Below are 16,976 nucleotides of genomic sequence, written 5' to 3' on the forward strand. Positions count from 1 at the left end.
GCTTTCTTACTTGGCTAGTCTCGCAGCATCACTCAGTACCTAAGATGCTTGTGCCAGTCATACGCTGGTAGGATAAAGCAATGAAGCGGTCTCAGAGCCTAACTTACGCCAGCCACTCGGATTTCTGAACGCTAGCACCGGATAAAAAAATAGCTGCATTACGCAGCTATTCATTATATTAGTAAAGTAAGAAGCACAAACTAGCCAGCCCGTGTAATCAGCAACCTGATTTCATTTCCACTGGCAGACATTATAGTAAAACGATAAGTGCCGGTATCAGACGGGGTGAATTGCAGTGTTTCAGAATCGCCGGCACAAATCAGATAACTTGTGGTATTCACAGTAACGGGCTGACCCTTGTATTTCCCGCCACAGCTCTGTGACGGAGTCCAGTTAGCATCTGACACCTTAAAATCATAAGGCTGTCCATCGGCTATAAGCTCAACATCAACCTGCCAGCCGCCATTACCCTTGGTAAATTTATAGGGTGCGTTTGCTTCCCACCAGTTGAAAACACCACGTAAGTAAAGATTGGAAAATTCAACTTCCGGTGCAGAGGATATGCCTGGCACGTTGATAGACCCCGTGCTTGAGCAAGCTGACAGGGTGAGCAGAGAAAATAGGAATAATGCTTTCTTTAACACGATGTCCTCAAAAGAGCCCGGCTGAGTAAAGTAAATACCGGCCGGGCATGGTTACTGGTTGAACTTACTATGCTTTCGCTAGTTGCGAAATGTCTGCGGTAGTGAGGAAAAGTTGCCTCAATAGCGCAAGTAACGCAAGGCGGTTCTGACGAATTTCGATGTCATCCGCCATTACCATGACATTATCAAAGAAGGCATCGATTTCTTCCCTAAGGGTCGCCAGAGCCGTCAGCACGGCTTGATAATTACCTTGGCTGGCAGACTGCGCAATATCACCTTCAACTGCCTTTAGGGCATCGTAGAGGGCTTTTTCCGGTGCTTCCTGAAGCAAGGACGGTGAAATATCGGTAGACACCGGTGAGTCCTGCTTCGCTAGAATATTTGCTACCCGCTTATTTGCTGCTGCCAGCGCTTCAGCTTGTTCGAGGTCCCTGAAAGCGGAAACCGCAGCAATGCGCGCAGCATAATCGGAAGGCTTGGTGGGGCGGCGAGCAGAGACAGACAGAATAACATCCATGCTGATCCCTTGGTCCTGTAGTAACGCTACGAAACGGCCAAGCACAAAATCCACGACCTGTGACTGACACGCGTCGTTCGTCAGCTTGTCACCATACACTTCGGCAGCTTTTGCGACCAGATCTTCAAGGTCAAGCTTGAGGTTCTTTTCTACGATGATACGAAGGACACCAATAGCAGCGCGGCGCAACGCAAACGGATCTTTATCGCCTTTAGGCAATTGCCCAATACCAAAAATGCCTACCAGTGTATCCAGCTTGTCCGCCAGCGATACTGACGCAGCGATGTCACTGGTAGGAAGGTCATCACCGGCAAAGCGAGGCATGTATTGCTCATACAGCGCGCGGGCAACCTGCGGTTCTTCACCGTCGTGCTCGGCATAATACATACCCATAACGCCCTGAACATCCGGAAACTCCATCACCATATTGGTCATGAGGTCTGTCTTTGAGAGTAACCCTGCACGATGAGCCAGCGCGTCATTAGCTCCAATCTTACCGGCTATGAATCCTGCCAGCGTAGCGATGCGATCGGATTTATCTTTCAGCGTGCCCAGTTGCTTCTGGAAAAGGACGCTGCTAAGCGATTCCAGGCGGCTTTCCAGACTGGACTTCTTATCACTGTTAAAAAAGAACTCGGCGTCGGCCAGGCGAGGGCGGATAACCTTCTCATTACCCGATATGACCTGAGAGGGATCTTCGCTTTCAATGTTACTGACAAACAGGAATGTGTTCGATAATTCACCGTTATCATCTAACAGTGGCACGTACTTCTGATCGTCTTTCATGGTATAGATCAGCGCTTCTTTCGGAACGTCGAGGAATGCCTTATCGAAACTGGCAGTCAGCACTACCGGCCATTCTACCAGCGACGCAATTTCCTCTAACAGTTCATCATTGAAATCTGCATTGAGTCCGAGTGATTTCGCATTCGCTTCAAGCGACTCACGGACCTTGTCCGAGCGTGCCTGAAAATCAGCAATTACATAATGCGCTTCCAGTTTCGTTGCGTAATTATCTGCGTGGTCTAACTCAAAAGTGGGCTCGCCGTGGAAACGATGCCCCTGAATGACACGACCGCTGGCTAAACCAAGCGCTGTCAGGTTGACGACCTCACTACCGTAAAGCACAGCAAGTGTATGAACCGGACGAATAAACTGGGTGTTATAGTTACCCCAACGCATAGGTTTAGGGATAGGCAATTTGCCGATGGCCTGGTTGAGTAAAGACTCAAGTAACGCCGATACAGGCTGGCCGGGTACGTTGGCTTTGTGCAGCAGCCATTCGCCTTTATCGGTAACAAGGCGCTCTGCATCCGCAACATCAATGCCGTTGCCGCGCGCCCAGCCAAGTGCCGCTTTGGTTGGATTACCTTCTGCATCAAAGGCAGCTGAAACTGCGGGACCGCGCTTCTCTACCACTTTGTCTTGCTGGCCTTCTGCCAGCTCTGTGACATAAACGGCCAAGCGACGTGGTGCTGCAAACCAGCTGACAGAAGAGAACGGTAACTCGGCTTGCTCAAGGGCAGCCTGAAACTGGGAAGCAAAGCTTTCTCCCAGGTTTTTAAGGGCTTTCGGGGGTAATTCTTCTGTGCCTAATTCAATAAGCAGGTTCTCTGTTCTCACGCTGACGGCTCCTTGTTGCACAGGGGGAATCCCAGGGTTTCGCGGGCGGCGTAGTAGCTTTCTGCGCACGCTTTTGCCAGCGTTCTTACTCGTAAAATATAGCGCTGACGCTCAGTAACTGAAATTGCGTGACGCGCGTCCAGAAGATTAAACGCATGAGATGCCTTCATTACCTGTTCATAGGCAGGCAAGGGAAGGTTGTTTTCAATAAGCTGTTTACTGGCTGCCTCGCACTCATCGAAGGTGCGGAACAGGAAATCTACATTGGCATGTTCGAAATTATATGTGGATTGTTCCACTTCGTTCTGGTGGAAGACATCACCGTAGGTCACTTTCCCCATCGGTCCGTCTGTCCATACCAGGTCATAAATAGAGTCAACGCCCTGAACATACATGGCCAGACGTTCGAGGCCATAGGTGATCTCTCCGGTCACCGGCTTACACTCCAGGCCACCGACCTGTTGGAAATAGGTAAACTGCGTAACTTCCATGCCATTGAGCCAGACTTCCCAGCCAAGGCCCCAGGCCCCCAGCGTTGGTGATTCCCAGTTATCTTCTACAAAGCGAATGTCATGCACCAGCGGATCAAAGCCTAACTCTTTCAGCGAGCCCAGATACAGCTCCTGAATATTGTCAGGAGAGGGCTTTAACATTACCTGAAACTGGTAGTAATGTTGCAGGCGGTTAGGGTTTTCACCATAGCGGCCATCGGTTGGACGGCGACAGGGCTGGACGTAGGCGCTGCTGATTGGCTCAGGGCCTAACGAGCGAAGAAAGGTCATAGGATGAAACGTACCTGCTCCTACTTCCATGTCCAGTGGCTGGATGATAACGCAGCCCTGGCGTGCCCAGTAATCCTGAAGCGCGAGGATCAACCCCTGAAAGGTTTTAATATCGTATTTCTGCATACATTCGCTGCTTATATTTCTAACTGACTATTCAAAGGTGGCATAGTATACAATTTGTCAGGCAACGAATGTAGGCTTTCACCCCTGAAAACCGCATAAAATCAGGAATCAATTAAGGGTTAACTGGATATGGTTAAGCAAAATGTCCATCGCTGTGGCTGGGTGTCATCGGATCCTGAGTATCAGCGTTATCACGATGAAGAGTGGGGAAGGCCGGTCACAAACTCACAACAGCTGTTTGCCAAGCTGTGTCTTGACGGTCAACAGGCAGGACTGTCCTGGATAACCATTCTGAAAAAGCAGCAGAATTTTGAACAGGCGTTTTATCAGTTCGATCCGACGAAAATTGTCACTATGACTGACGATGATGTGGAAACGCTGATGCAAAACCCGGGGATCATACGCAATCGATTGAAGATTCAGTCGATAATCAGAAATGCCAACGGGTTTTTAAAGATTGAAGAGAAAGAAAGCTTCAGTGACTTTCTCTGGCAATTTACCGGCGGTAAAACCCTCATCAATCGCTGGGACAGTTTTCGTGATGCGCCAACAAAAACGGCTGAATCGATAGCGATGTCAAAAGCCCTGAAAAAAGCAGGTTTCAATTTTGTCGGGGAAACGATTTGCTATGCATTTATGCAGGCAGTGGGGATGGTGAACGATCATGAAGTTAACTGCCACTGTTATCAGGCGTGCTGCGACGAGGCGGTGCGCTAACAGGCAGTGAGATAATCAGTTGAACCAGCTGTGATGTGTGAAGCGCTGTTACAGCGCTTCACAGTAGGCTTTAATCTCGGGTAGCTCGCTTAACACCTTACTTTCATGTTCTGACTCAATTTGCTCGCGGGCAACATCCTGTTTTCTGCGTTCCGCTTTTGACAGTTGTTGCCTGGCCTCCAGAATAGCAAAGCCACTCACCGCAACGAACAAGGCATGGATATGCGGAAACTTGTTGCGGTAGTCGGGCTGCGGATCGACAGGCAGGGCGTGTAGCAGGTTAACAATACGAATTGCGCCTTCTGAGAGCTCGCACTGCTGTTGCTCCATCGCCATTGAAATCGTAAGCACGCTCTCTGAAATGGTTTCTACACGCTTATCACGAGCCGCTTGCTGACGTTTATTTTGTTGTTTTAAAAGAAACAACAGGCGACCGGCGTAAAAGCCAAGTCCCAGTATGATTGCTACACCCGCAATCATGATAAGGGTCCACCACATTTCTGGCTCCGTTAACGCTTATAGTCGTCTATATCAATAGCGTCTAAATTATCGAACGGATCATCATCTTCCTGTTCGTCCTCGTCATCCATGTCGGCAATACCGAGCAAATCACATACGATGCGGTGACGTGCCATCTTTTCGTCGACGTAAGCTTGCTCGGCCCGGGTAATCTTTTCGCCCTCGTCGAGTTTATCCAGCAATGTAGCAAGGCGTGTATCAGCTTCCAGCGCCGCAAGTTCTTCGGCAGGATTAGCGTATTTTCGTGCCTGGGTCTTGGCCACGGGCGATGACGACGGTGGAGTCAGGTCTATTGGCTTTTTGCTGCCAACTCGCGGATCCTGATTTTTTCTGGGAGCCGACGAGGCTGTCGATTTCTGTTCAACATTGTGACGGTTACCCGCAGGTTTACCTTTATGCTTTTTCGGCCTTTGTTTCTTGGCGTCTTTGTTCTGACTCGGTTTGAAATCAGGATCTTTACGAACACCAATGAGGCCGACTTTTCGGGTTTTCTTACTTCTGGCCATAGTTCCTTCGGTTTGGAATTGGGTAAATGAATGTCTGTGACTAGTATAACGTGGATCTACGCTTCCTTCTGCATGAATACAACATCTGCAGCCGGAAAACTTACCGTAAAACCAAAAGTTCTGGCGATATAGTGAAATGTCGCCTCACTGAAGAAACAGACGTGAGTAGGGTCATTTTTGTAATGCCACGATGTAAATCGTTGCTGGCTAATCACCCGCTTTGTCATTACGGCAAGCACACCCTCAGGTTTTAAAAGGCTTACCAGCAGTCTGAGCTCTTCGTCTGGCTTGTGAAAATGCTCAATGGCTTCGGTACAGGTGATGAAATCATACTTTTTGGTTAGCACAGCGCTATCAGGGAAGAACAGTGGGTCATAAATTGCCATATTCATTCCTTCTGACGCGAGTATGTCGGCCAGAACTGGCGCCGGGCCACAGCCAAAATCAAGACCACTAAGGCCGGGAGGCAACGAGGCTGTCAAGGGTGATGCCAGGCGGAAGAGGAATTGCCGGTATCCCTGATCGTCGAAAGCATTCTCATGGAGTAAATATTCAGCATGTTCCTGATCGGCTGAAAGAAAACTTTCAGGAGGTACAAACACTAGTTCACACTGTCCACACTGATAATAGTTCCGCTTTCTATCCTGGTGATACAGACGTACGTCAGTGTGCTGACACAGTGGGCAGGAGGGGGAGTGTACTTTCATGAGAACAAGGTGATTTTTTAACGCGCAAAAAAGAAAAAAGGTGATGGCCTAAACCATCACCCTACATTGTTGAGTGTCAGATGACACCTCTCCCGTTATTGCACTTCATTGTGCGGCTGGCTTCCCTTCGGGCTCCCCTTATTCTTTTTCTTCGCAGAGCTTTCTTTGTTGTTTTGGGTCTTCCTGACGCTTTATTGAGTCGTCCATGTTCGCTTTTTATTGTTGTTATTAAGCTTGGACTGTTTCGGTATTAGTTACCAAAACTAGTGCAGTAGAATACAGGAATAATTCTGAATTACAACTTTTTTGCTAACAAAAATTTAACAACACTGTTTTATAACGGAAAATTAGTGTAATCCTGAGATGTAATTCGACAAAATTGTGATGTCTTCATCTGTCAGTTTAGAGGCAATATCGCGCATCATGCCGTTCATATCATTATGACGCTGGCCTGAGCGAAATGCTTTAAGCTGTGCTTCTGTATACGTAGCATGCTGACCACTGATATCAGGAAATCCTGCCAGTGCCATGCCGTTTCCTTTTGGACCATGACATGCGATACATGCTGTGATGCCACGTTCCTCGTCACCGCCCTGATATAATGCCTGACCCGGTTCTACATATTCTTCCGGCGTTTCGCCTGGTTTCATTTCCTGACTCGAGAAGTAGGCGGCCAGGTCCTGCATGTCCTGTTCAGAGAGAGGCGCAGCCATACCGTTCATCACTGCGTTATTACGGCCTTCTTCACCACCTGTCTTAGAGGCAAGTTTGAATTCCTGCAACTGCTTAACCAGATAGTTTTCATGCTGTCCTGCAATTTTAGGATTCATTTCGATCATGCTGTTTCCATCAGGACCGTGGCATGCAGCACAAACTGCAGACTTTGCCTTTCCTGCTTCAGCATCACCTTCTGCGACGGCTGTGGCAGACAACCCCAACGACATACATACCAACAAACACAGTTTTTTCATAATCAATCTCTTAAAAGGATCCAACGGCTCGCGTGACATACGTGATATCATGCGTATTTTACACATTTACCGCGCCAGAAAAACCTATTCCATGATAAAACTATGGTTTTACGCTTTTTTATCATGCAGCGGCTGTCAAAAGATCTAAACAAAAGGTAGGCACAACAAGGCCATGACGTATTTTACCAAAGCTAAATTTCTTATGAGTGCGCCGGACATCGGTCATTTAAAACAGGACGGTGGCATTGAAGTGGCCTTTGCTGGCCGATCAAATGCCGGAAAATCGAGTGCCCTGAACTCGCTGACGCGCCAAAAAAGCCTGGCCAGAACCAGTAAAACGCCTGGGCGCACGCAAATGATCAATATTTTCGAGCTCGATGAACACCGGCGATTAGTGGATTTACCCGGCTATGGTTTCGCCCAGGTGCCGCTGGCAATGAAGAAAAAATGGCAGAAGTCGTTGGGTGAATATCTACAGAAACGCGAACAATTACGCGGACTGGTCGTGTTGATGGACATTCGTCATCCGTTTAAAGATCTTGATCAGGAACTTATTCACTGGGCAGTCAGCGCCGAATTACCGGTTCTTGCGCTGTTGACAAAGTCAGACAAACTCAAGTCGGGAAAACGAAAAGCGCAGTTACTCATGGCGCGTGAAGCGGCTATGGCATTCTGCGGCGATGTGACAGTGCACACATTCTCCTCTTTGAACAAACAAGGATTACCTGAGTTGGAACAGGTGCTGACGGCGTGGCTGGGATTGGAAGAGACGCCAGAACAAGATTCAGATGCCTGAATAAAAAATGCCCCATCAATGGATGGGGCATAAAAGGACTGAGAGAAAACACATAAAAACCGTAGATAAGAGCCTCTTCAAGCGTAATAAGTTCCTTCCTTCTCCTATTTTTTTCAGAAAAAAGTAAAACTTTTTGAAAAGTCTTTAATAATCATTGTGATAGAGAATTCTGATTGCAGGGGTAATTTACCAACTTGCGCTGACTGTGTACCCGTTTTGTGGGTTGGTATTAATCTGCAGGCATAAAAAAACCCCGACAATGTGTCGGGGTTAAAGCAAAGGTTTGAAAACAGCTTTCTCACCTCTGTACCCTACGCTTATAAGAGTAACGCAGAGGACAAAAAAGGCAAGAAAAAAATGTAATTAAATTACCAAAAGACTGAAAATCAGACGATTTTATTGCGGTATCTTGTAATGAAATTACCTTTTAGTGTGCTTCGTCCCAGTTTTCACCAATGCCGGCCTCAACCAACAAAGGGACAGAAAGCGTTGCTGCCTGTTCCATCAGCGCAACTATCTGCTTGCAGTGCGCTTCCAATGAGGCTTCTTTTATCTCGAAAACCAGTTCATCGTGTACCTGCATCATCATTGAGACATCATCTGCGGCTTCTTTCTGGATCCAGTCGTCCACTTTTATCATTGCCAGCTTAATCACATCAGCGGCAGTGCCCTGCATAGGCGCATTGATCGCGGCACGTTCCGCACCTTTACGGCGAGCGCCGTTACTGGCTTTGATGTCCGGGAGATAAAGCCGGCGACCAAACACGGTTTCCACATAGCCTTTTTCTTTGGCAGAGGCTCTGGTGGTATCCATATATTCCAGAACGCCGGGATAGCGTTCAAAATACAGATCCATGTATTTTTGTGCTTCATGACGGGGGATATTTAGCTGCTTCGACAGCCCAAATGCCGACATGCCGTAAATCAGGCCGAAGTTAATCGCCTTCGCACTGCGGCGCTGCTCAGCTGTGACATCTTCCAGTGGGACATCAAAGACTTCCGAAGCGGTTGCTTTGTGAATATCTTTGCCTTCAGAAAATGCTTCAAGAAGGCCTTTGTCTTTTGACAAATGCGCCATAATGCGAAGTTCTATCTGAGAATAATCGGCTGCCACAATTTTGTAGCCCTTGCGGGGTACAAAAGCCTGCCTGACCCGGCGGCCCTCTTCGTTACGGATCGGAATATTCTGCAAATTCGGATCGGTAGACGAAAGACGCCCGGTAGCGGTCACTGCCTGATGATACGACGTGTGTACCCGCCCCGTACGGTGATTAATCATCTTCGGTAGTTTGTCGGTGTAGGTATTTTTCAGTTTTGTCAGTCCGCGATACTCCATAATTTTATGGGGAAGCGGATACTCAAGCGCAAGTTCCTGCAATACGTCTTCTGAGGTTGATGGTGCGCCTTTGGGCGTTTTCTTAATTACCGGCAACTCCATCTTTTCAAACAGAATATGCTGAAGCTGCTTGGTTGAACCCAGATTAAACGCCTCGCCGGCTTCTTCATGGACTTCTTTCTCCAGCTCAGCAATGCGTGTTGCCAGATTTTGACTTTGCTGCGCCAACTGCTGACTATCAATTAGTACACCGAGCTGCTCCATGCGGGAAAGGATACTGGCCAGCGGTACTTCCACATCGGTAAGCAGTGATTTCAGCTCGGGAGTGTCCTGCAGTTTTTCCCATAATACGAGGTGAAGCCGAAGCGTGATATCCGCATCTTCCGCTGCGTAGGGCGCGGCCTGCTCAAGTGGGATCTGATTAAAGGTAAGTTGTTTGGCGCCTTTACCGGCAATTTCTTCAAAGTGAATGGTCTTATGGCCTAAATAAGCCAGCGCCAGAGAGTCCATGTCGTGTCGCTGCGCTGTGCTATTCAGCACATACGATTCCAGCATGGTATCAAAGGCGATCCCGTTAAGTGTGATGTCGTAGTTAGCCAGCACATTTTTATCGTACTTAAGATGCTGTCCGACTTTCTTAACCTCCGGGTCTTCCAGTAATGGCTTTAGCGCTGCCAGCACATAGTCTCTGTCGAGTTGTTCAGGTGCATCCGGATAATCGTGTGCTACCGGCACGTACGCTGCTTCGCCGGGAGCTGCACAAAAAGAGACACCTACAATCTCGGCGTCCATATAATTAAGACTGGTGGTTTCGGTATCAAAGGCAAAGAGGGGAGCGGCTTTTAACTTATCTACCCAGCTTTCAAACGCAGCTTGTGTATAAAGGGTTTCGTAGTTTGACGTATCGATTGCGGTTTTCGCCTCTTCTTCAACGTCATCACCCTGTGCCTCAGACACTGAATCTGCAGCGTTCTCCGAGCTGACTTCAGCATGCCAGCGCTTGAATTCATATTCGGCAAACAGTGTCGCCAGTGCTTGGTTATCGGCTTCGGTCGGCGTGAGGGTTTCCGGAGAATACTCAAGATCAAGGTCGATACTGATAGTGGCCAGCGTATAAGACAGTCTTGCCTGTTCTTCATACTCTTCCATCTTTTTCGCCATGGTCTTTGCCCCGCGAAAAGACAGGTCTGCGATTTTATCCAGGTTCTTGTAGATAGCGTCGATGCCGCCAATACCATTTAGCAGAGCTTGTGCACTCTTATCACCAACCCCCGGAACGCCGGGTATGTTATCCACCTTGTCACCTTTCAATGCCAAAAAGTCGATAACCAATTCAGGAGGGATACCAAATTTGTCCTTTACGCCCTCAACATCCATGAGCTGATTGGTCATGGTGTTAATGAGTGTGACATGTTGATTCACCAGTTGCGCCATGTCTTTATCGCCGGTACTGATCAGGGTATCAATACCCTTTTGCGTTGCGATATGTGCCAGCGTACCAATAACATCATCGGCTTCTACGCCTGACTCCACAATAATCGGCAGCCCCATAGCTTTGATGATTTCGTGCAGTGGGGCGATCTGGCTGGCAAGCTCTTCCGGCATTGGCGGGCGGTTTGCTTTGTATTCTTTATAGATGTCATCTCTGAACGTTTTGCCTTTTGCATCAAAGACAACGGCCATGTGGGTGGGGTGATATTGCTTAATCAGACTCTTAAGCATGTTGATCACTCCGTAGATCGCGCCCGTATCCTGTCCTTTAGAGTTTGTCAGCGGTGGCAGTCCGTGGAAAGCACGGAACAGATAAGAAGAGCCGTCAACCAGGACGAACGGCGGCTTTTTATTTGTAGACATAATAGTGATGAGTTCTGTCTTGAAGAAATTAAGCGAAAGGATGCCATAGGGTGGGGGGGATCGCTACCAGTAACACAGAATATTACGTTGCGATCTGTGGATAACTTTGTGATCTAAATGAAAACCAATGCAGATCGCCGCGATCAAAAACAGGCTTCTGATCACGCTGAGAGAAAGATATATTAAGGCTTAAATGTACAAAACAGGGATATTCTGAAAGCAGGTAAACATTCCGTTGTTTTGTGGATAACTTGGTGAGCGTTGTTTTTATGTTAACCAAGTTGGCCAAGTAATGTAGCATAACAAATCTTCGAAACAACACGATTTGTTAAGAATTTTTTTTGAGCTTCAGGCTATTTTGTAGCCAGAATTTGCATAAGAGAGCATCAATAAGGTCTGGGAGGACATATGAAAAAAGTTGCAGTCATTTTAAGTGGATGTGGCGTGTTTGATGGCGCTGAAATTTATGAAGCTGTACTTACACTGCTGGCGATTCGCCAACAGGGCGCCAGTTACCAATGTTTTGCACCCGACAAAGAACAGTTACACGTTGTCAATCATCGAACCGGCGAGGTCGCTGAAGGCGAGTCCAGAAATGTGCTCACCGAGGCTGCGCGGGTGTGTCGTGGCGAAATCAAACCGGTGACCGAATGTAAAGTCGAAGACTTCGACGCGCTGATATTGCCAGGTGGTTTTGGTGCCGCCAAAAATTTGTGTACCTTTGCAGTGGACGGCGCCGAGTCAAAACCAGATGCAGATGTGCTTGCGGTATGTAAAGCCTTTGCTGATGCACGTAAGCCTGCTGGTTATGCCTGTATTGCACCTGCTCTTGCAGCAAGTGTTTACCAGGATGGCGTGAAGTTAACCATCGGCACAGATGAACCTACAGCTGGAGGGATCAATGCGCTGGGCGCTACCCACATTAATTGCGATGTCGATGATGTGGTCATCGACACCGACAGAAAGTTGGTAACCACACCGGCCTACATGCTGGCCGGGGATATCCTCGAAGCGCAGGCTGGCCTGGAAAAAATGGTAAAAAGCGTATTAGCGATGAAATAGTACGTCATTGTCGTCAGGTTGCTGACTGAAGCATCCGGCAAAGCGGGTACGTGCCCGCTTTGGCGCTGTGAATAACTGTACCTGACGGCCTGCATGCTGCGCCGCTTCGTGTTGTGAAGGTCTTCCAATGAGTTTTTGCGCGCGTGAGCGCTGATTTGCTTTCGGCTGAAACAATTGCCAAAGGAAAGCGTAAAATGGATGAGAATAGGGTTTCTCTTTGCGCCTGCTCCCCGCATAATAGCGTCAGGTAATGCGTTGCCTGTCTGCGCCCGGCGCGCGGATGGAAGATAAATAAGAATAAGGCAAACTGGAACATGCACTATCGTGCAATTGTACGAATACTAGGTCTGTTGGTTGCACTTTTCAGTGTCACCATGATCCCGCCCGCGCTGGTCTCTCTGATTTACGAAGACGGAAGCGGTTTGCCGTTTATTCTTGCATTCATATTGTGTGTTATCACCGGCACCGCCTTATGGTATCCAAACCGTGATCATCGTCGCGATCTGCGTGCAAAAGAAGGTTTTCTTATCGTCGTGTTGTTCTGGACAGTACTGGCCAGCTTTGGTGCAATTCCGTTTATCTTGCTGGAGCAACCCAGCATGACGGTTACCGATTCGTTTTTTGAGGCATTTTCCGGTTTAACGACCACCGGTGCTACGGTAATCGAAGGGATAGAGTTTCTGCCTCATTCCGTACAGTTTTATCGCCAGCAGCTGCAATGGCTTGGTGGCATGGGGATCATTGTGTTGGCCGTTGCCATTTTGCCAATCCTCGGGGTAGGGGGAATGCAGTTATATCGTGCAGAGACACCCGGACCCGTAAAAGACTCAAAGATGACGCCCCGTATTGCGGATACCGCAAAGCATCTCTGGTACATCTATCTTTCACTGACGACTGCCTGCACAGTCTCTTACTGGCTTGCCGGCATGAATTGGTTCGATGCGATCTGTCACTCGTTCTCAACCGTCGCCATTGGTGGGTTTTCGAATCACGATGCCAGCCTGGGCTATTTCGACAGTGCGGCTGTGAACGTGGTTTGCTCGGTTTTTCTGTTAATCGCTGCGCTTAACTTTTCTCTGCATTACACCGCAGCTTCTTCGCGATCATTGAAAGGCTATTGGCAGGATCCTGAAATGAAAGCCTTTTTCGTTATACAGGCCTCACTTATTATTATTTGTTTTTTAGTCTTAACGCTGTCCGGCTATTACACAGACGCCGAAGAGGCGCTGGATCAGGCCATGATTCAGGCGGTGTCTATCAGCACGACAGCGGGATTTGCGACTACGGATTTCGCGTCCTGGCCATCGTTTTTGCCTATTATGCTAATCTTCGCCAGCTTTATTGGCGGCTGCGCTGGCTCGACCGGTGGTGGCCTGAAAGTCATCAGGGTGTTTTTACTGTTCTTACAGGGCAAGCGCGAGATCGACCGGCTTATTCATCCCAAAGCAGTGTATGCAGTAAAACTGGGTGAGCGCGCGATGCCTGACAGGGTTGTTGAAGCGGTATGGGGGTTCTTCTCTGCGTATGCCATCGTGTTTGTGGTTATTATGATAGGCCTGATCGCCACCGGGCTGGATAACCTGACAGCATTTACCGCGACCGCCGCTACGTTGAACAACCTCGGCCCCGGACTGGGCAGTGTGGCAACGACCTACGCGGAAGTCACTGATGGCGGTAAGTGGTTACTGGTAACGGCGATGTTGTTTGGCCGGCTCGAGGTATTTTCTCTTCTGGTGCTGTTTTCGCCAACCTTCTGGCGCGGTTAACGTTGCAACACAGTGGCCTGAAAAAGCGCACTGTGCTGCACGTTAAAGGCTGGCATCAGAAGAACGATGCCATGGCGTAGGCCGTTTTTTCAAACATCAGGGGCTGCGCCTCGTCAAGCTCCAGATTCGCTTTATTGGCCGTCGTAACCACTCTCGTGCGGTACTCTTTGCGGTTAGAGACTTCCGAATAGGTTTGTGTCGAACCCCCGTCATCCGATACTTTCATGTTTACTTTGGTATCCGTGCGCACCATCACACCCTTTCTGGCTTTCTCTTCAATCTGAATATCTGCCACCAGCAAATAGGTAACGTCTTTCACCATGGCATTCGCTGCCGTTGATACCAGGCCGCCAATTAACCCGCCCGCTGCCGCTTGTCGGTATCCACCCCCTGAGGCATAGGCCAGTGCGGAACCCGCAGCTACGCCCTGAAAGCCCGTAGCCAGGTAGTTCTCTGCGGCTGACGGCGATGCTTTCTCCAGGTTTCTAACAAATACACTCATGGTGTACTGAGCATCATCGGGACTGTCTACAAACGTATAGCCGTTGCCGCTGCTTGAGATTTGGGCGTTAAGTTCGTTGCGAAAGGCATTGCGGTCGAACTCCATAACCGCAGAACGTACCTCAAGGTAAATTTTGCGCTTCTCCGGAGGAACCGGATCGACAAATACCGATGTGGAAAGTTTGGTCTGTACGTCCAGATCCTTTTTGGCAATGGATGTATGAACGGCTGCGCAGCCAGAGAAGAAGAGCATTACAACGGAAAGAACAGCTATCCTTATGCTTAAAGTCCGTGTTGTCATGATAGTTACCTTATCAATGGGTTGTGGGTGCGGGCTTCCGCGTTAAGATCAGTAATACCGCCCGTAGTAACGATAGTAGTACCGACAATTTCTGTATTCTCTCCAGTTGTATCTGAGAAGATCGCGGCAAGTGTAGCCGGGTCGCCAGTTTGTGCCCTGATATTCGGCAGGCTTTTCCCCTTTCTCAAGCATGCCCTTTATGTAGGCATCAACTTCCTCAGGCCTTTCCGCCAGGAAAGGCTTATTCATGACTTCTGCGTTGAGTTGTGCCTGCATACGGGCCATCTCATCGTCGTCGGAGGATTGCGACTGTGACGGGGCACTAAGAAAAATAAACAGACAGCAGAGGCTGCAGGTGAGTTTTTTATGCAAGCTGATTGCGGGAGTGGACTTCACCATTACCTTCCTCCTTAAAAGTTAACGTGAAGCCATTACTCTAGCTTTGATTGTTCAAAAATTAATCATAAAAAAGTATGAATTTACTGCCTGAGAACTGGTGTGACGAAAGCGTCCTGCTAACGCAGTAATGCGCCTGTTTGGCGTCTTGATATCTGATGGCGTCGGTCGATAGTTGCTAGTAAAAAAGTACCAGATCGACGAAAGCCAACAGCCTGAAATGCTAAAAAAGTACAGTTAATGGCATGAGCTCGACGAATAAGAGTGGGTACTGGCAGTTAGCCATGTCGACGACAACGGCGCTTCTTAACGCCATGCTGACAGCGGATAGCACTAACGGTTTGGCGACATCGTCAGCCGAAAGTCGGGATTAAGCCTGCGACATCCCAATGTGTTTGCTATAGAAGTTGGCACTGAATGTGGTGTTCATTGGGCCAGCGTCGAGTGGAGCAGTAGTAGCGTTAGCCAAAGAAAAACGCACTTGGCTGGAACAGTTTTTCGACGTCGCCAATGTATTTTTTATTTACCAAAAACAGGATGACATGGTCGTTGGCTTCAATCACGGTATCGCTGTGGGCAATAAGAACCTGATCATCACGGACGATGGCGCCAATGGTGGTGCCTGGCGGAAGTTTAATACTGCCAATTTCACGGCCAACCACCTTCGATGTATTTTTGTCACCGTGTGCAATCGCTTCTATTGCTTCCGCGGCCCCGCGGCGAAGTGAGTACACATTAACTATATCACCACGGCGGATATGTGTAAGCAGTGCCGAGATAGTCGCTTGCTGAGGGGAAAAGGCGATATCAATTTCACCACCCTGAACCAGATCGACATAGGCACTTCGCTGGATAAGTACCATCGCTTTTTGCGCTCCCATGCGTTTCGCAAGCATGGCAGACATGATGTTGGCCTCATCGTCATTGGTAACCGCGATAAAGGCGTCAACCTGTTCAACCCCTTCCTCGCTAAGTAACTCAGAATCCGACGCATCACCACAGAACACGATGGTCTTATCCAAATGCGCAGACAGGTATTGAGCACGTTCCTGACTGAACTCAATCAGTTTCACGTTATGCTTGTGTTCTAATCGCTTGGCCAGCCCGGCGCCTATCAGTCCGCCACCTGCGATCATGATGCGTTTATAGCTGGATTCAAGCTTCTGCAGTTCACTCATAACCGCGCGGATATGTTTGGTAGCCGCGATAAAGAACACTTCGTCGTCGGCTTCGATGACGGTAGTACCAAGTGGCCGGATAGGGCGTCCACGACGGTAAATCGCGGCTACCCGGGTTTCAACGTTAGGCATGTGTTCTTTTAACGCGGAAAGCGCATGGCCTACCAGCAACCCGCCGTAATAGGCTTTTACCGCTACCAGGCTGGCTTTGCCATCAGCGAATTCTACAACCTGTAATGCGCCAGGGTAATCAATTAAGCGTTTTATCGCCTTGGTAACCAGTTGTTCAGGCGCAATAATATGATCAACAGGGATATCCTGCTGTTTGTAGAGTTGTTCCTGATAAATGATGTATTGTTCAGAGCGGACGCGGGCGATTTTAGTGGGGGTTTTAAACAGGCTGTAGGCAACCTGACAGGCCAGCATATTACTTTCATCACTGTTAGTTACAGCGATTAGCATGTCAGCATCTTCAGCACCGGCTTTTCGAAGTACATCCGGGTGAGAGCCAACTCCACTGACTACCTGAAGATCGAGTCTGTCCTGCAGGGCGCGCAGCGTGTTGGGATCTGAATCAATGACGGTGATTTCATTTTTCTCACCTACCAGGTTTTCAGCTAAAGTGCCGCCAACTTGTCCTGCGCCGAGAATGATGATTTTCATTGATGCCGTTC

The 16,976-nt window shown here is 48.6% G+C and carries 16 protein-coding genes; 5 read left to right on the forward strand and 11 right to left on the reverse strand.

Annotated elements, in window-relative coordinates; all coding sequences use genetic code 11:
- Positions 1-200: 200 nt before the first annotated feature.
- From JKP77_RS15760 to glyQ, 3 genes are all read right to left on the reverse strand, one after another.
- Positions 201-644 (reverse strand): early set domain-containing protein, encoded by a 444-nt coding sequence (locus tag JKP77_RS15760; protein ID WP_218312117.1) that lies wholly within the window; start codon positions 642-644, stop codon positions 201-203.
- Between the two features lie 67 nt (positions 645-711).
- Entirely contained in the window at positions 712-2,784 is a 2,073-nt protein-coding gene (gene glyS, locus JKP77_RS15765) for a glycine--tRNA ligase subunit beta (protein ID WP_218312118.1), read from the reverse strand.
- The gene (glyQ, locus tag JKP77_RS15770) at positions 2,781-3,692 is read right to left on the reverse strand and encodes a glycine--tRNA ligase subunit alpha (protein WP_218312119.1); all 912 of its coding nucleotides are present in this window, start codon (positions 3,690-3,692) and stop codon (positions 2,781-2,783) included. The genes glyS and glyQ overlap by 4 nt, the downstream gene beginning before the upstream one ends.
- Positions 3,693-3,821: 129 nt before the next feature.
- Between glyQ and JKP77_RS15775 the strand changes: the two genes are divergently transcribed.
- The gene (locus JKP77_RS15775; protein ID WP_218312120.1) at positions 3,822-4,409 is read left to right on the forward strand and encodes a DNA-3-methyladenine glycosylase I; all 588 of its coding nucleotides are present in this window, start codon (positions 3,822-3,824) and stop codon (positions 4,407-4,409) included.
- Between the two features lie 48 nt (positions 4,410-4,457).
- Here JKP77_RS15775 and JKP77_RS15780 read toward each other — a convergent pair whose 3' ends face one another.
- The 4 genes from JKP77_RS15780 to JKP77_RS15795 form a co-directional block, all read right to left on the reverse strand.
- Positions 4,458-4,907 carry a DUF2489 domain-containing protein gene (locus JKP77_RS15780; RefSeq protein WP_218312121.1) on the reverse strand — a complete coding sequence of 150 codons (450 nt, stop codon included), beginning with the start codon at positions 4,905-4,907 and terminating at the stop codon, positions 4,458-4,460.
- An 11-nt stretch (positions 4,908-4,918) separates the two neighbouring features.
- The gene (gene yihI, locus JKP77_RS15785) at positions 4,919-5,434 is read right to left on the reverse strand and encodes a Der GTPase-activating protein YihI (RefSeq protein WP_218312122.1); all 516 of its coding nucleotides are present in this window, start codon (positions 5,432-5,434) and stop codon (positions 4,919-4,921) included.
- Positions 5,435-5,490: 56 nt separating this feature from the next.
- On the reverse strand, positions 5,491-6,036 hold the full coding sequence (locus JKP77_RS15790; protein ID WP_338024882.1) for a class I SAM-dependent methyltransferase: 546 nt from the start codon (positions 6,034-6,036) through the stop codon (positions 5,491-5,493).
- A 452-nt stretch (positions 6,037-6,488) separates the two neighbouring features.
- Positions 6,489-7,112 (reverse strand): c-type cytochrome, encoded by a 624-nt coding sequence (locus JKP77_RS15795; protein WP_218312124.1) that lies wholly within the window; start codon positions 7,110-7,112, stop codon positions 6,489-6,491.
- A 172-nt stretch (positions 7,113-7,284) separates the two neighbouring features.
- On the opposite strand from JKP77_RS15795, the gene yihA reads away from it, so the two are divergent.
- Complete coding sequence (yihA, locus tag JKP77_RS15800) at positions 7,285-7,908, forward strand: ribosome biogenesis GTP-binding protein YihA/YsxC (RefSeq protein WP_218312125.1); 624 nt, start codon at positions 7,285-7,287, stop codon at positions 7,906-7,908.
- A 427-nt stretch (positions 7,909-8,335) separates the two neighbouring features.
- Here the strand turns inward: yihA and polA are convergent, their stop codons facing one another.
- Positions 8,336-11,098 carry a DNA polymerase I gene (gene polA, locus JKP77_RS15805; protein ID WP_218312126.1) on the reverse strand — a complete coding sequence of 921 codons (2,763 nt, stop codon included), beginning with the start codon at positions 11,096-11,098 and terminating at the stop codon, positions 8,336-8,338.
- A gap of 408 nt (positions 11,099-11,506) precedes the next feature.
- Here polA and elbB point away from each other — a divergent pair, with 408 nt between their 5' ends.
- Both elbB and JKP77_RS15815 read left to right on the forward strand, forming a co-directional pair.
- Entirely contained in the window at positions 11,507-12,160 is a 654-nt protein-coding gene (gene elbB / locus JKP77_RS15810; RefSeq protein WP_218312127.1) for an isoprenoid biosynthesis glyoxalase ElbB, read from the forward strand.
- Between the two features lie 314 nt (positions 12,161-12,474).
- On the forward strand, positions 12,475-13,926 hold the full coding sequence (locus JKP77_RS15815) for a TrkH family potassium uptake protein (protein WP_218312128.1): 1,452 nt from the start codon (positions 12,475-12,477) through the stop codon (positions 13,924-13,926).
- Positions 13,927-13,981: 55 nt separating this feature from the next.
- Here the strand turns inward: JKP77_RS15815 and JKP77_RS15820 are convergent, their stop codons facing one another.
- Both JKP77_RS15820 and JKP77_RS22380 read right to left on the reverse strand, forming a co-directional pair.
- Complete coding sequence (locus JKP77_RS15820; protein WP_218312129.1) at positions 13,982-14,728, reverse strand: complement resistance protein TraT; 747 nt, start codon at positions 14,726-14,728, stop codon at positions 13,982-13,984.
- 48 nt (positions 14,729-14,776) lie between these two features.
- Positions 14,777-15,127, reverse strand: a complete 351-nt coding sequence (locus tag JKP77_RS22380) for a hypothetical protein (RefSeq protein WP_246601233.1) — start codon at positions 15,125-15,127, stop codon at positions 14,777-14,779.
- Between the two features lie 242 nt (positions 15,128-15,369).
- Between JKP77_RS22380 and JKP77_RS22590 the strand changes: the two genes are divergently transcribed.
- The gene (locus JKP77_RS22590; RefSeq protein ID WP_274608674.1) at positions 15,370-15,498 is read left to right on the forward strand and encodes a hypothetical protein; all 129 of its coding nucleotides are present in this window, start codon (positions 15,370-15,372) and stop codon (positions 15,496-15,498) included.
- 87 nt (positions 15,499-15,585) lie between these two features.
- Here the strand turns inward: JKP77_RS22590 and trkA are convergent, their stop codons facing one another.
- On the reverse strand, positions 15,586-16,965 hold the full coding sequence (gene trkA / locus JKP77_RS15830; RefSeq protein WP_218312130.1) for a Trk system potassium transporter TrkA: 1,380 nt from the start codon (positions 16,963-16,965) through the stop codon (positions 15,586-15,588).
- Positions 16,966-16,976 lie beyond the last annotated feature (11 nt).

Origin of the sequence: Alteromonas antoniana (assembly GCF_019249295.1) — a bacterium.
In the GTDB taxonomy this organism is placed as follows: domain Bacteria; phylum Pseudomonadota; class Gammaproteobacteria; order Enterobacterales; family Alteromonadaceae; genus Alteromonas; species Alteromonas antoniana.

Coding starts and splice junctions, on each gene's coding strand:
- JKP77_RS22380 (WP_246601233.1), bottom strand. CDS start 15,127: ATGGTGAAGTCCACTCCCGCAATCAGCTTGCATAAAAAACTCACCTGC.
- glyQ (WP_218312119.1), bottom strand. CDS start 3,692: ATGCAGAAATACGATATTAAAACCTTTCAGGGGTTGATCCTCGCGCTT.
- polA (WP_218312126.1), bottom strand. CDS start 11,098: ATGTCTACAAATAAAAAGCCGCCGTTCGTCCTGGTTGACGGCTCTTCT.
- JKP77_RS15815 (WP_218312128.1), top strand. CDS start 12,475: ATGCACTATCGTGCAATTGTACGAATACTAGGTCTGTTGGTTGCACTT.
- JKP77_RS15775 (WP_218312120.1), top strand. CDS start 3,822: ATGGTTAAGCAAAATGTCCATCGCTGTGGCTGGGTGTCATCGGATCCT.
- yihI (WP_218312122.1), bottom strand. CDS start 5,434: ATGGCCAGAAGTAAGAAAACCCGAAAAGTCGGCCTCATTGGTGTTCGT.
- JKP77_RS15795 (WP_218312124.1), bottom strand. CDS start 7,112: ATGAAAAAACTGTGTTTGTTGGTATGTATGTCGTTGGGGTTGTCTGCC.
- trkA (WP_218312130.1), bottom strand. CDS start 16,965: ATGAAAATCATCATTCTCGGCGCAGGACAAGTTGGCGGCACTTTAGCT.
- JKP77_RS15820 (WP_218312129.1), bottom strand. CDS start 14,728: ATGACAACACGGACTTTAAGCATAAGGATAGCTGTTCTTTCCGTTGTA.
- JKP77_RS15780 (WP_218312121.1), bottom strand. CDS start 4,907: ATGTGGTGGACCCTTATCATGATTGCGGGTGTAGCAATCATACTGGGA.
- JKP77_RS22590 (WP_274608674.1), top strand. CDS start 15,370: ATGAGCTCGACGAATAAGAGTGGGTACTGGCAGTTAGCCATGTCGACG.
- yihA (WP_218312125.1), top strand. CDS start 7,285: ATGACGTATTTTACCAAAGCTAAATTTCTTATGAGTGCGCCGGACATC.
- elbB (WP_218312127.1), top strand. CDS start 11,507: ATGAAAAAAGTTGCAGTCATTTTAAGTGGATGTGGCGTGTTTGATGGC.